The 14,745-nt window shown below is 47.8% G+C and carries 13 protein-coding genes; 1 reads left to right on the plus strand and 12 read right to left on the minus strand.

Annotated elements, in window-relative coordinates; genetic code table 11:
• Positions 1–2: 2 nt before the first annotated feature.
• Complete coding sequence (locus tag E5355_RS13400; protein ID WP_136010757.1) at positions 3–2,051, minus strand: dipeptidyl-peptidase 3 family protein; 2,049 nt, start codon at positions 2,049–2,051, stop codon at positions 3–5.
• A 103-nt stretch (positions 2,052–2,154) separates the two neighbouring features.
• Positions 2,155–2,628 carry a helix-turn-helix domain-containing protein gene (locus E5355_RS13405; protein ID WP_136010758.1) on the minus strand — a complete coding sequence of 158 codons (474 nt, stop codon included), beginning with the start codon at positions 2,626–2,628 and terminating at the stop codon, positions 2,155–2,157.
• A 282-nt stretch (positions 2,629–2,910) separates the two neighbouring features.
• Between E5355_RS13405 and recQ the strand changes: the two genes are divergently transcribed.
• Positions 2,911–4,722 carry a DNA helicase RecQ gene (recQ, locus tag E5355_RS13410; RefSeq protein WP_136010759.1) on the plus strand — a complete coding sequence of 604 codons (1,812 nt, stop codon included), beginning with the start codon at positions 2,911–2,913 and terminating at the stop codon, positions 4,720–4,722.
• Positions 4,723–4,725: 3 nt separating this feature from the next.
• On the opposite strand, the gene E5355_RS13415 is transcribed toward recQ, so the two are convergent.
• From E5355_RS13415 to E5355_RS13460, 10 genes are all read right to left on the minus strand, one after another.
• Positions 4,726–5,577: a tetratricopeptide repeat protein gene (locus E5355_RS13415; protein ID WP_136010760.1), complete on the minus strand. Its 852-nt coding sequence runs from the start codon at positions 5,575–5,577 to the stop codon at positions 4,726–4,728.
• A gap of 14 nt (positions 5,578–5,591) precedes the next feature.
• Positions 5,592–6,542 (minus strand): cysteine synthase A, encoded by a 951-nt coding sequence (gene cysK, locus E5355_RS13420; protein ID WP_136010761.1) that lies wholly within the window; start codon positions 6,540–6,542, stop codon positions 5,592–5,594.
• 408 nt (positions 6,543–6,950) lie between these two features.
• The gene (gene leuB, locus E5355_RS13425) at positions 6,951–8,012 is read right to left on the minus strand and encodes a 3-isopropylmalate dehydrogenase (protein ID WP_136010762.1); all 1,062 of its coding nucleotides are present in this window, start codon (positions 8,010–8,012) and stop codon (positions 6,951–6,953) included.
• Between the two features lie 4 nt (positions 8,013–8,016).
• The gene (locus E5355_RS13430; RefSeq protein ID WP_136010763.1) at positions 8,017–8,259 is read right to left on the minus strand and encodes a hypothetical protein; all 243 of its coding nucleotides are present in this window, start codon (positions 8,257–8,259) and stop codon (positions 8,017–8,019) included.
• A 12-nt stretch (positions 8,260–8,271) separates the two neighbouring features.
• Entirely contained in the window at positions 8,272–9,807 is a 1,536-nt protein-coding gene (locus E5355_RS13435; protein WP_136010764.1) for an alpha-isopropylmalate synthase regulatory domain-containing protein, read from the minus strand.
• Between the two features lie 46 nt (positions 9,808–9,853).
• Positions 9,854–10,261, minus strand: coding sequence for a GxxExxY protein (locus E5355_RS13440; RefSeq protein WP_246866955.1), 408 nt, complete (start codon positions 10,259–10,261; stop codon positions 9,854–9,856).
• Positions 10,262–10,275: 14 nt separating this feature from the next.
• Positions 10,276–10,881 (minus strand): 3-isopropylmalate dehydratase small subunit, encoded by a 606-nt coding sequence (gene leuD, locus E5355_RS13445; RefSeq protein WP_136010766.1) that lies wholly within the window; start codon positions 10,879–10,881, stop codon positions 10,276–10,278.
• A gap of 117 nt (positions 10,882–10,998) precedes the next feature.
• Positions 10,999–12,393, minus strand: a complete 1,395-nt coding sequence (gene leuC / locus E5355_RS13450; RefSeq protein ID WP_136010767.1) for a 3-isopropylmalate dehydratase large subunit — start codon at positions 12,391–12,393, stop codon at positions 10,999–11,001.
• A 119-nt stretch (positions 12,394–12,512) separates the two neighbouring features.
• Positions 12,513–14,009, minus strand: a complete 1,497-nt coding sequence (locus tag E5355_RS13455) for a 2-isopropylmalate synthase (RefSeq protein WP_136010768.1) — start codon at positions 14,007–14,009, stop codon at positions 12,513–12,515.
• 366 nt (positions 14,010–14,375) lie between these two features.
• Positions 14,376–14,618 carry a hypothetical protein gene (locus tag E5355_RS13460; RefSeq protein ID WP_136010769.1) on the minus strand — a complete coding sequence of 81 codons (243 nt, stop codon included), beginning with the start codon at positions 14,616–14,618 and terminating at the stop codon, positions 14,376–14,378.
• Positions 14,619–14,745: the final 127 nt, after the last annotated feature.

Consider the following 14,745-nt stretch of genomic DNA (forward strand, 5'->3'; position numbering starts at 1 on the left):
CATTATTTATTGACAGAAGGCAATGTAGAATAGTCCTTGCCATAACGCAACATCTGTTCCGCATAGCCTTCATCATAAGTCACTGTCACATCTGTTATAGTACCGTTGGCATCCGTCACCGCTTCATATTTCGGATTAACGAAACCCTTATACGGTGCAAGGTTCAACTTCTTGTAGCGTTCCAACACTTCGGCATGCAAGGCGGAATCGACCTTCACGGCATAGGCTTCCACCAAATCATGGGCGCCGGCATAGTCGCCGGTGGACTTGATACGCTGTATTTCGGCAAGCAACCGGCCAAACAAGTCGCGCACTTTCTCATAATCGTTTATCACGACGTACGTCTTCCCATCCTTCTTCACTAACTCCACAACCTTCTCCGCCGCACCTTTCTCATACACCCAGCGCGCTATGAGCTGACGGTTGCGCATGTGAGCTTCCTCTACATTGTTGCCCGGCTCGATACGTACAAGCTGTGTCATCAGACCATTCATCAGATAGGTGTAGTATTGAGCCTTATAAGCGTCCGCACTTGGAGTAAGCCCCAGTTCCACCAGCTTCGGGTCGGCCACGTAATAAAGTCCGAACAAGTCGGCGCGCGCCTCTTCGATGGTAGAGCCGTATGCCTTCAACGCATCCGGATCCACCCCCGGGAGCAGTTTACCGGAACCATGCCCCAAACATTCGTGCAGGTCGGTATGCAGTTCGTCCGTCACATCCGCGTACCTATCAATCAGTTGAAGCTCTGCATCGCTATAGGCAAACTCCTCATTGAAGCCATTGCCATGAGCCGCCTTGTTGTAAGCATCTGTAATGTTACCAATCGTAACGGACTTCGAGCCATGATGACTACGTATCCAGTTGGCATTGGGCAGGTTGATGCCGATAGCAGTTGCGGGATACAAGTCACCGGCCAGAATAGCCGCTGTGATTACCTTGGCAGACACACCTTTCACTTCTTCCTTCTTGAACTGTCCGTCTACGGGTGAATGGTCTTCAAACCACTGTGCATTACTGCTTATCAACTCTGTACGCCGGGTAGCTTCCACGTCTTTAAAATTCACCAAAGATTCCCAGCTCGCCTTCATGCCGAGGGGGTCACCGTAACTTTCGGTAAAACCGTTCACAAAATCAATGCGTGAGTTCAAATCCTTCACCCACAAGATGGCATATTCATCGAATGTCTTCAAATCGCCGGTTTCATAGAATTCCACCAGCTTGGCTATTACCGCTTTCTGTCCGGGATTCTCGGCAACCCCTTCCGCCTTCTTCAGCCAGTAAACAATCTTTTCGAGTGCCTGCCCATACAAGCCGCCCACTTTCCAGACTTTCTCCCGAACCTTGCCATCCTCCTTCACCAAACGGCTGTTCAAACCATAGGAGACGGGAGTTTCATCCTGCGGATTCTTCAAGGCATTATAAAAATCTTCGGCTTCCTGCTGCGTCACGCCCTCGTAGTAATTACATGCGGAAGTCAACACCAAATCTTCGCCGGCAGCCTGGTTCACCCGTTTGGGCATCACTTCTGGGTCAAAAATAACGGGGAACACTTCCTCGCACAGTTGTTCCACACTCTGTCCTTCGGCAAGCGGCAACGTAGCGGCATCCACACTCCGTATAGCCTGCCTGAAGAATTCGGGAGTGAATCCCGGTATGAACTTCTCGCTTCCATAGTGATGATGAATGCCGTTGGAGAACCATACACGCTTCAGGTACACTTCCATGGCCTTGAAATCGGGAGTATTCTTATCTCCCTTATAGCCGGTATAGACGGCTTCCAGCATCCGGCGAATAGTCAGGTTGTACTTGCCGTTCTGGTCGAAGAGAATGTCTCTGCCCTGCAAAGCGGCTTCCGTCAAATAATAAACCAGTTCTTTTTGTTTGAGGGACAAATCCTCAAAACCAGGTACGCGGTAACGTAAAATCTGTAAATCTGCAAATTGTTCCACTGTATAGTCAAATTTTTCTGCCTCGGCAGTTGTTTTCGGATTTCCGCCACAAGCCGTCAATAGAGAAAGGGCGGTCACCATAGAAATAAGTTGTTTCTTCATGTGTCGGGAGTAATGGATTGGTATTTCAAAAAAAGAAGAAAAGGAAGTATCCCGAAACAACTGCTCCGGGATATTTCCTTTTTATTCATTCAGTCATACAGAATTATTTTTTCTTAGCTTCTTTTTCTGCGTGTCTTTTACGATATCCATTAGGAGTTTCACCTACATTTTTATAAAAAGCGGCATAAAAGGACTGACGGTTGGCAAAGCCCACCATCGTACTGATTTCCTCTACATTCTTGTCAGCATATCTTTTGTCTGTCAACAAATGTTGTGCCTCTCTTACTCTATATTCATTCAGCAGGCAAGAGTAATTCATGCCGAAGCGTGAATTCACCACCGCAGATAAATAGCGGGTATTGGTCTGCAATTCTTTCGCCAAATCCTTGGCGGAATAATCAGCATCTCTGTACTTCTTTTGTACAACAACGATATTCAAGATTTTGTCATACAGTTCATCTGCCAGTTCCGGCCTTATCAAAGAACGGTAGGCAGCATCCTTTTCTTTCTTTTCGCGCAGGTTGTAAGGACGTTTCTTCGTCTCTTTTTCCTGAACATTGTTTTCTAAATCACTCATTGAATTAACTGGTTAGGGTTGTTCTTAAATCGGAGCATCCAAAGGGAGAGCCCCTTTAGATTTTACAAAAGTCAGACATTTTTTTTTTATATACAACTTTTCCCTATATATTTTTGATAAAAAGACAACAAAAAAGGTTGAAAAGTAGGGGAATTCGGGTACCAATAAGATACTTTAACCTTTAACGGAAACTCATACGATGCGAAATCTTGATGGCCTTTCATTTGTAGTATATGCAATAATAAACGTACCTTTGCCGAAAGAAATCCATACTTCCAAATTATGCTGCAAACGCTCAAGACATATTTCGGTTACGACAGTTTCCGCCCCTTGCAAGAAGACATCATACGCCATCTGATGGAGCGTAAAGATGCACTGGTACTGATGCCGACAGGAGGCGGAAAATCTATCTGCTACCAACTTCCCGCCCTGTTGAGTGAAGGCACGGCGGTGGTGGTTTCTCCGCTCATCTCCTTGATGAAGGACCAGGTGGAAACGCTCTGTGCAAACGGCATCGCCGCCGGTGCGCTGAACAGCAATAATAATGAAACGGAGAATGCTTCACTACGGCGTGCATGCATGGAAGGCAAGCTGAAACTGCTGTATATTTCTCCCGAAAAGTTACTGGCGGAAGCCAACTACCTGTTGAGGGACATGCACATTTCCCTATTCGCCATCGACGAGGCGCATTGCATCTCGCAATGGGGGCACGATTTCCGGCCGGAATATACGCAGATGGGCATCCTTCACCAACTGTTTCCCCGGGTTCCCATCATCGCACTTACTGCCACGGCCGACAAAATAACCCGTGAGGATATTATCAAGCAGCTACACCTGAACCAGCCCGGAATTTTCATTTCATCCTTCGACCGTCCCAACCTGAGCCTCACCGTGAAAAGAGGTTACCGGCAGAAGGAAAAGAGCAAGGCCATCCTCGACTTCATCGACCGCCATCCGGGAGAGAGCGGCATCATTTACTGTATGAGCCGCAGCAAGACCGAAACAGTGGCGCAGATGCTTCAGAGACAAGGGATAAGGTCGGCAGTCTATCATGCAGGGCTCTCGCCGGCGCGAAGAGACGAAGCACAAGACGACTTCATCAACGACCGCGTGCAAGTGGTATGCGCCACCATCGCCTTCGGAATGGGAATTGACAAAAGCAATGTGCGCTGGGTGATTCATTACAATTTGCCCAAAAGCATTGAAAGTTTCTATCAGGAGATAGGCCGTGCCGGACGAGACGGGATGCCCAGTGACACCCTTTTGTTCTATTCACTGGCCGACCTCATTCTGCTCACCAAATTCGCAACGGACAGCGGACAGCAAAGCATCAACCTGGAGAAGCTGCAACGCATGCAGCAATATGCGGAGGCAGATATATGCCGCCGCCGCATCCTGCTAAGCTATTTCGGCGAAAACACTGCCTGCGACTGTGGAAACTGTGATGTATGCAAAAATCCTCCCGAACGTTTCGACGGTACAATAATCGTACAAAAGGCACTCAGTGCAATAGCGCGTTCCGAGCAGCAGATCGGGACCGGCATCTTAGTGGACATCCTCCGAGGAAACATGAGTGCCGAAGTTACGGAAAGAGGATATCATCGACTTAAGACCTTTGGAGCCGGGCGTGATGTACCCGCCGGAGATTGGCATGACTACCTGCTGCAAATGTTGCAACTCGGCTATTTCGAAATGGCCTACAATGAAAACAACCATCTGAAAATTACTCAAAGCGGAACAGATGTCTTGTTTGGCAGAGCACGCGCCCGGCTTGTCATCATCCGCCGCGACGAAGCCGTACAAGCAGCCAAAGGGCGCAAGCGCAAGGCTGCAGTGCCGGCCCGAGAATTGCCCTTGGGACTACCCAATGCAGAAAGCGGGGAACTGTTCGAGGCCTTGCGCGCTCTGCGCAAACGCCTTGCCGACCAGGAAGCACTCCCTGCCTATATCGTACTGTCCGACAAAGTGCTCCACCTACTCAGCACCTCCCGCCCCACCACCATAGAAGAATTTGGCAATATCAGCGGTATCGGTGAATATAAGAAGAAGAAATACGGAAAAGAGTTTGTGGAGCTGATACGGGAATATAGTTGAATATTATTTACACTGCAACAGCAGTTCCCTGAGTTCACCTTGTGGCACGCCAAGCGAAATGGCTTTTTCGAAGTCACGTTTTGCCAACTCCTTTTTCTTTTGGGAAAGATAAATTTGTCCCCGTATCAAGTAGGCTTCCGTTTGTGAAGAATCCAGCTTAATAGCTTCTTCCAAGTCCATCATGGCCAGGTCTACATGTTTCATATCCTGCTCCACACCCGCACGTGCCACGTAAAGTACGGCATATTGACGGGTAGTCAGCCGGGTAGCTTCTCCTCCTTTTTCTGCAATCATGGCATTCAATATCGAAAGCGCCGCTTCGTATTTGCCTTCCTTCTGCTCCAGTGTAGCCAACCCCAGACGGCCATTGTAGCTCCGGGGGGCAAGTTTCAGCAGACGTTCATAATCAGACTTTGCAAAATTATAGTTGCGCTGCCGCATATGGATATAGGCACGCATCAGCAAGGCTTCCTGATTGTCGCTCTCCAGGTCCAGCACCAAAGAGTAGTCTATCCGCGCCAAATCATCCTTCCCCAACTCAAGATAAAGAGCGGCACGGTTCATCAGGGCAGGTATGGCACGCGGAGCAATGTTCAATGCCAGCGTATACGAGTCGAGGGCCTGCTCATACCGGTGCTGCCGATACTGTATCGTGCCCAGGTTGGAGAACAGCAAAGCGTTATGAGGGTTGGCGGGCTCCATCTTCAGGGCTTGTTCAATGTATTTTTCGGCCAACGACAAGCTATCCTGCTCCGTGGCTGCAACCGCACGTTCGCTCAGTTCCTGATAGGTTTGTGAAAAGGCAGGAAACATCGTGGCTCCACACAAAAGGAAAGAAAAAATAAATTTCTTCATGTAATATTCAGTATTTATTCCAAAGGATAGGTATCGAAAGCAAACAGTTCTGTTGACAAATAGCGTTCCCCCGTATCGGGCAGTAGGGCAACAATCATTTTATCCGCAAATTCAGGGCGTTCGGCCAGCAGCCGTGCCGCATATACCGCCGCACCGGATGAGATGCCGGCCAGCAAGCCTTCCGTAGAAGCCAGCTCTCGTCCTCCACGAATAGCCTCGTCATCGGGCACCGGAATAACCTCGTCTACTACAGAAGCATCATAAATGGAAGGAATAAAATTGGCCCCGATTCCCTGGATGCGGTGCGGTGCGTCTTCCCCTCCTTCCAGAACCGGAGAGGAGGCCGGTTCTACAGCCACAACATAGATATTCGGATTATGTTTCTTCAAGGCACGCGCCACTCCACAGACCGTGCCGCCCGTGCCCACACCGGCAACAAAAACAGCAACCCTGCCATCCGTGTCCGTCCAGATTTCTTCTCCCGTAGTATGTTCATGAGTCTTGGCATTGGAGGGATTCTCAAACTGCTGCAGAATAACCGCACCGGGTATCGCGTCGCGCAGCTCTTTCGCTTTGGCAATGGAGCCTGCCATACCTGCCAGCCCGTCGGTCAGTACAATCTCCGCACCCAGGGCTTTCAGCAGATTACGGCGTTCCACACTCATGGTCTCCGGCATGGTCAATATCAAATGATATCCTTTGATGGTTGCCACCATCGCCAGTCCCACGCCGGTATTGCCGCTGGTAGGTTCAATAATCGTGGCTCCGGGTTTCAGGGCTCCGCGTGCCTCGGCATCCTCAATCATGGCAAATGCCACACGGTCCTTCACGCTTCCCGCCGGATTAAAAGATTCCAGTTTTGCCACTATGTTTCTTTTCAATCCGCATTTACGGCTGTATTCAGCCAATTCCATCAAAGGAGTATGCCCAATCAACTCCGTCAGGTTCTTTGCAATTTTCGCCATAATCTCATTGTCTAATACATTCTTCCCGTACACACTTATTGTAACATGGATATGCTGACAAAGATATGCAAATTCCAAGAAATAAACCGCGCGGGAAAGGAAAGATTATGCCGGCATCCATCAAAGCTTAACACGAATAAAGAGGATGAAAGGATATGAAACGATTGGAGAAGGAAGAATGGGAAGGAAGAATCATATCTGACAATCAGCGACTTCCCACTGCAAAGATGATGCACGCTTTTTGCAGTAGTACTGCAAACAAGTTGCAGCGTTACTGCAAATAGGCTTGCAGTGATACTGCAATTGCTTTGCAGCGCGACTGCAACTGCTTTGCAGTGACACTGCAAAAGGTTTGCAGAACTACTGCAGCGGGAAGTTACCGATCAGAACAGTAATGGGATAGCGGCATCAAGACTTCTTAAGATAGTCTACAATCCACGCGCCCACTTCCTTGGTACCGTATTTGTCGCCACCTTCTACTTGAATCTCCGGTGTACGTACATTCGCATCGAGTGAAGCATCCACTGCCTTACGGATCAATGCCCCTTCCTCTTTCAGGTCGAAGTATTCGAAAAGCATGGCTACGGACAAAATCTGCGCCAGCGGATTGGCTATATTCAAGCCTTTCGCCTGAGGCCAGGAGCCGTGGATGGGTTCGAATACCGGCGTGCTCTCTCCCGTAGAAGCGGAGGGCAGCAATCCCATAGAGCCACTGATGCAGGAACCCTCGTCCGTCAAAATATCACCAAACGTATTTTCCGTAACCATTACGTCAAAGAACTTCGGCTCCTGAATCATCTTCATGGCGGCGTTGTCCACAAACATATAGTCGGTGGTCACTTCAGGGTATTGCGGCGCCATCTCCCGGGCAATCTGTCTCCAAAGACGGGAAGAGGCAAGCACGTTGGCTTTATCCACCACCGTAAGGTGTTTGTTCCGCTTCATGGCATATTCAAATCCGACTTTCAGGATACGTTCAATCTCCGGACGGGTGTACATGTTCGTATCATACGCCTTGTCGTTGTCCTGGTATTTCTCACCGAAGTACATGCCACCGGTCAGTTCGCGGATGCAAAGGAAATCGGCACCATCCACCAGCTCCGCACGAAGGGGAGACTTATGGAGCAGACATTTGAAGGTCTGCACGGGGCGGATGTTGGCAAACAGTCCCAGTTTCTTGCGCATAGCCAGCAAGCCCTGCTCGGGACGCACTTTGGCAGTAGGGTCATTGTCGAATTTCGGGTCACCTACGGCAGAGAACAGTACGGCATCCGCATTCTTACAAGCCTCATAAGTGGCTTCGGGAAAAGGGTCGCCCGTCTTGTCTATCGCGTCCGCACCGCAGATGGCATGTTCATAGTTTACTTTGTGTCCGAACTTCTCACACACGGCGGTCATCACGTCCACGCCTACGACGGAGATTTCGGGGCCGATACCGTCACCGGCCAATACTGCAATTTTAAAATCCATTGTTTTATTTATTATTTAAAAGTTCATCTATCTTCTTTTTGTTTGCAAGATTCTTGCGGCGATACCGGTCACCCCACACAAAACCTGCCGTCAATATGAGGGTATTGATGGCTGACATAAGATACTCGTCCGCATCCAACTCGCCGCTCCACCAACGCAGAAAGAGGTTGAAAGCAAAAAGCAAGCCTGCATACAACGCATAGCATACATAAGGATGCCTCTCAAAAAACGATTTCTTTTTCTCCATGAGATTCATTTCTTATGATTCGTATTCGTCTTCTATGATATTCAGCATCTTCACCGTCGCCTTGATGGCCGCTTCCGTCTGGTCTGCGTCCAATCCGCGTGTACGGAATATCGTATCTTCAAAACTCCAGGTAATAACCGTCTGCACAAAGGCATCGGTACGCCCGCCGGGAGGAATGGTCACGGCATAGTTCGTCAGCATCGGGAACTTACGGCCCAGTGTCACTTTATATATCTTGCGCAAGGCGCGCACAAAAGCATCATACTGCCCATCTCCACTGGAGCTTTCCTCATATTCCTTTCCGTTGATTTCTATCTTCAACGTAGCCATCGGCTTCAGTCCATACGCCAGATTCACAATGTAGCTCTTAAGGCTGACGCGTTCTTCCATCACCCCATGCTTCAAGACATCCGAAACGATATACGGCAAATCTTCCTGCGTCACCAGCTCTTTCTTGTCACCCAGTTCGATGATGCGTGCCGTTACCTTGCGCATGGATTCTTCATCCAGTTGCAGCCCCAAGTCCTCCAGGTTCTTCCGGATATTGGCTTTACCGCTGTTCTTGCCCAGGGCATACTCTCGCTTGCGGCCAAAGCGTTCGGGCAGGAGGTCGTTGCAGTAGAGATTGCTCTTGTTATCACCGTCGGCATGGACGCCTGCCACCTGGGTAAATACATTCTCACCCACAATCGGCTTGTTGGCAGGAATTACAATGCCCGAGTAGGATTCCAGCACGCGGCTCACATCGTTCAGGCGGCTTTCGTCAATGTTGGTAATGGCATTGAAGTGGTCTTTCAGGATAGCCTGCACACTGGCAAGCGGAGCATTGCCGGCACGTTCGCCCAGGCCGTTGATTGTGGTATGCAGGCCTTTGCAGCCACTCAATACAGCAGCCAACACATTGCTCACAGCAAGGTCGTAATCATTATGGGCATGGAAGTCGAAATGGGCATGCGGATAGCGTTTCACCATCTTGCGCATGAACTCGATAACTTGCAGCGGATTCAGCACTCCCAAGGTATCGGGTAGCATATAGCGCCGTATATTCGTCCGGCTTAATGCATCCATCAGCAGAAACACATATTCCGGAGAATCTTTCATGCCGTTGCTCCAGTCTTCCAGATAGACATTCACTACCATATCCTGCTCGTTGGCGTAATCCACTACGGACAGAATATCCTCGATATGCTCTTCGGGAGTCTTCTGCAACTGGTAGTTGCAATGCTTCAGCGAGCCTTTGCACAGCAGATTGATGACACGGCAACCGGTCGCATGTATCCAGTCCACCGACGTGTGGCCATCTACAAAGCCAAGCACCTCTACTCTCGGCAACAGATTGCAGCGTGCTGCCCAGTCACAAATCATTTTTACGGCATCAAACTCTCCTTTGGATACCCGCGCAGAAGCCACCTCCACCCGGTCTACCTTCAGCTCCTCCAGTAACAAACGGGCAATCATCAATTTCTCATGAGGCACAAAGGAAACCCCGCTGGTCTGTTCACCGTCGCGGAGCGTAGTGTCCATGATTTCTATTCGGGGATGTTTCATATTGTTGTTTTTATTGTTTAAGATAATGGCACACAGACGACACAAATCAGACGGATGACCGCAGATTTATTTTTCTATCATTAGTGAATAGTTTTCTGCGTATTTGAGGATGCTCGCCAAAGTTAAAAAGAAGTCCTGCCTCTATATCCGTGGATTTAAGATAATTAATCAGTTGTAGTTCATGTTCACGACAAAGACTTGCACACGCTTTCTGTTCGAGAACAATGTGTTTATTCACTACTATATCAGCATAATAATTCCCTGCCAAACAGCCTTTAAAGAAAACTTCAATCTTCTGCTGAACTTCACACAGAAAACCTCTCCGTTGCAATTCCTGAAAAAATACATTCTGATACACTCTCTCCAAGAATCCATAACCCAAAGCATTATAAGCATCATAAGATGACTCGATTATTCCATCCGTTTCTTCTTTATATAAATAATCTGTGGCCATCTGTCTAATCTGTGTCATCGGTGTGCCATACCATTCGCCTCATACTCCTCAATCTTCTCCTTGCTCTGCACCAAGAAATCAATGTCATCCAAGCCATTCATCAGGCAATGCTTCTTATAGGCATTGATTTCGAAATGTTCGCTCTTGCCCGTAGCCTTGTTGGTAATGGTCTGTTCGGGCAGGTTCACTTCCACTTCCAGCTTCGGATTGGCAGAGATGGAGTCGAACAACTCTTTCAAGAACGGCTCGCTCACCACCACCGGAAGCACAAAGTTGTTCAGTTCATTGTTCTTGTGTATATCGGCAAAGAAACTCGATACCACCACGCGAAACCCGTAACCGGCAATAGCCCATGCAGCATGCTCACGGCTGGAACCGGAACCGAAGTTCTTTCCTGCCACCAGAATCTGCCCGCCGTAGGTGGGGTCGTTCAAAACAAAGTCCTTGTTCAGAGAGCCGTCCGGATGATAACGCCAATCGCGGAACAAATTATCTCCGAAGAACTTTTCCTCACGGGTAGTAGCTTTCAGAAAACGTGCAGGGATTATCTGGTCCGTATCCACATTCTCTAATGGAAGAGGAACACAGGTACTGGTTAATCTATCAAATTTTGCTTTCATCTTCTTATTTACGATTTTACGATTTACAATTCACGATTGAAAATACTCTTGATTTACCTTTGTTGAACGATGGTTGATTTACGAAGCAATTTTAATCGCAAATCGTCCAATCGAACATCAAATCAGCGTTCTGGGATCTGTAATCACACCCGTCACTGCGGCTGCGGCAGCTACAAGCGGACTGGCAAGCAATGTTCGGGCACCCAGTCCCTGGCGTCCTTCAAAATTACGGTTACTGGTAGACACTGCATACTTTCCGACAGGCACTTTATCATCGTTCATTGCCAGGCAAGCGGAGCAACCCGGTTGGCGAATGGCAAAACCGGCCTCTTCCAAAATCTTGTCCAATCCCTCTTCACGAATCTGGGCATCTACCATCCAAGAACCCGGAACCAGCCATGCCACTACATCCTCTGACTTCCGACGGCCTTTCACAATGGAAGCAAATGCGCGAAAATCCTCGATACGCCCATTGGTGCAGGCACCCAAAAACACATAATCGATCTTCCTACCCAGCAAAGACTCTCCCGGTTGGAAACCCATATAGCCCATGGACTTCATGAAAGAGGTGCGGGCAGCTTCTCCCATTCCTTCGGTAGTAGGAATATGTCGCGTGATGCCCATACCCATACCTGGATTGGTGCCGTATGTAATCATCGGTTCAATATCTTCGGCAGCAAAACAGACTTCCTTGTCGAACACCGCACCTTCATCGCTCTTCAATGTTTTCCAATATGCCAATGCCTTGTCCCATGCCTCACCCTTCGGGGCATATTCGCGTCCTTTGATGTACTCGAAAGTAATCTCATCCGGAGCAACCATACCGCCGCGGGCACCCATTTCTATACTCAGATTGCATAAGGTCAGGCGGCCTTCCATAGTCAGACTGCGCACAGCTTCTCCGGCATATTCCACGAAATATCCCGTAGCACCGCTGGTCGTCATCTTCGACATCATGTACAATGCCACATCTTTTGCCGTCACTCCTTTGCCCAGCTTACCGTCAACAGTGATACGCATCGTCTTAGGACGGGTCTGAAGAATACATTGCGAGGCCATTACCATTTCCACCTCACTCGTACCGATACCGAAAGCCACCGCTCCCATCGCACCGTGGGTTGAGGTGTGCGAGTCACCGCAAACAATGGTCATGCCGGGTAGGGTCAGACCGCGTTCCGGACCTACTACATGGATAATTCCGTTCTTCTTGTCCATCATGCCGAAATGTGCCAATCCAAACTCTTCCGCATTCTTGGCCAGTGTATCTACCTGAGTCTTTGAAACCGGGTCTTCAATCGGCTTGTCTTGGTCATGCGTCGGCGTGTTATGGTCGGGCATGCAGAGAATCTTTTCCGGACGGAAACACTTGATTCCACGTTCGCGCAATCCCGAAAAGGCTTGCGGACTGGTTACTTCATGACAATAAAGCCGGTCAATATAAAGCTGTGTGGGACCGTCTTCCACTTTCTGTACCACATGGGCATCCCAGATTTTATCAAATAATGTATTCATATTCTTTAGTTGTTAGTCACAAGCTACAAGAACCTTCCCGGCATCTTACATACGCAACTTGTAAACCATTAATTTTACTTCTTAAACTTCATTACTCGCTATTTGCAGCTCGTAACCCGTCACTCCTTAAACTTATTGATACAGTCGATGTAAGCTTCCACCGATGCCGCGATAATATCGGTATTGGCACCAAACCCATAATAAATATGGTTATCGTATTCCACCTGCATGTGTACCTTACCCATATCGTCGCTACCCTTGCTGATAGCCTGGATGGTGAATTCCTTCAAGGTCATATGGCGGTCGATAATCCTCTTCAAAGCCTTGATAGCGGCATCTACCGGACCGTTTCCACTGGCGGCGGCTTCAAACTTCTCACCGGAGATGTTCAATCCCAGACTGGCAACCGAACGAACCCCTACGCCACTGGTCACCTGAAGATATTCCAGTTTGATACGGTGGTTCTGCGTACGATTTGCCCCTGCCAATACCAGAATATCGTCATCATTGATATCTTTTTTCTTATCGGCAAGTTTCAAGAACTCTTCATATACTTTATCCAACTTTTCCTGATCCAGCTGTACTCCCAATACCGACAAACGGTTCTTTAAGGCTGCGCGTCCGCTACGGGCTGTCAATACGATGGAATTATCATCAATACCCACATCGTGCGGATCAATGATTTCGTAAGTCTGTACATTCTTCAACACACCATCCTGGTGGATGCCCGACGAATGGGCAAAAGCATTACGACCTACAATAGCTTTGTTGGGCTGTACCGGCATGTTCATCAAGCTGGACACCATACGGCTGGTTGGATAAATCTTCTGTGTATTAATGTTGGTCTCGATTTCTATGTCCTTGTGGCATTTGATAATCATCGCCACTTCCTCAAGAGAAGTATTCCCGGCACGTTCACCAATACCGTTGATAGTCACCTCCACCTGGCGGGCACCATTCAGCACACCAGCCATTGTATTGGCAGTAGCCATGCCCAAGTCATTGTGGCAATGAGTAGAAATAATGGCATTATGAATACCGTTGACATGTTCCATCAGATATTTTATTTTCGCGCCATACTCACCAGGCAGGCAATATCCCGTTGTATCGGGAATATTTACCACAGTGGCACCCGCCTTGATAACAGCTTCTACCACACGGGCCAGATATTCATTGTCCGTCCGGCCTGCATCTTCTGCATAGAACTCCACATCATCCACATATTTACGTGCATACTTTACGGCAGCCACTGCACGCTCTATAATTTCTTCACGATTGGAATTGAATTTATATTTAATGTGCGGGTCAGATGTACCAATCCCAGTATGGATACGTTTACGCTTGGCAAACTGCAAAGCCTCTGCCGCTACATCAATATCTTTCTGTACGGCACGTGTCAAGGCGCAGATAGTGGGCCATGTCACAGCTTTTGATATCTCAATGACCGAATTGAAATCTCCCGGACTTGAAATAGGAAATCCGGCTTCAATCACATCTACCCCCAAAGCTTCCAGTTGTCTGGCTACCTGAATCTTTTCCACTGTATTCAATTGGCATCCCGGAACCTGCTCGCCATCGCGGAGCGTTGTGTCAAAAATAAATAATTTGTCACTCATTGCTTTATTGTATTTAATTTATGTCCCATAAAAAAAGCCTTTCGCACTTGGAAGTGAGAAAGGCTTCATATGTCATTGCATCTTACATATATATTCACGCACAGCACTCACTTCCACTAAACTTCGCCAGTAGAATAATAATACCACACAGTAGAATATATGTAAAGTTCTGAATCATCTTCTTTTTTGTTTTAACGTTGCAAAGGTAGGTATTATTTCGTACTATACAAACAAATTCATTACTTATTTTCGATAAAAAATATCATTTTATAAGCTTATATTCATTTATCACTGAAATATATTACAAAAAAGGCGTACCTCAAGGTACACCTTTTACTTATTCATCAGTTCAATACAAGTTCTGAATTACTTCTTCTCACAAGGTTTGTCACACTTGGCACCATCACATGCAGTCTTAGGACATACTGCTGAATCAGCTCCCTGGCAACATGCCTTTTTTGCAGAGTCACATACTTGTTCTGTTTTTGCTGCACAGCAAGAATCTACCTCAGTTGCATTAGAATCTGCTGCCTTCTTATTACCACAAGATGTCACCACGAAAGAAAACGCTACCGCAACGGCAGCCAATAATAAAACTTTAATCTTCATACTTTCAATTTGCTTTAAACGTTGATATAAAATTAGTTCGACGCAAATATAGCAAAAGTTTATGAGATTGCCAAAAGCAAAAGCCCCCTCGTCATTTCTGACTCGGGGGCTTCCTCTAAAACGGCGA

Source organism: Bacteroides muris (ex Afrizal et al. 2022) (genome assembly GCF_004793475.1).
Lineage (GTDB): Bacteria > Bacteroidota > Bacteroidia > Bacteroidales > Bacteroidaceae > Bacteroides > Bacteroides muris.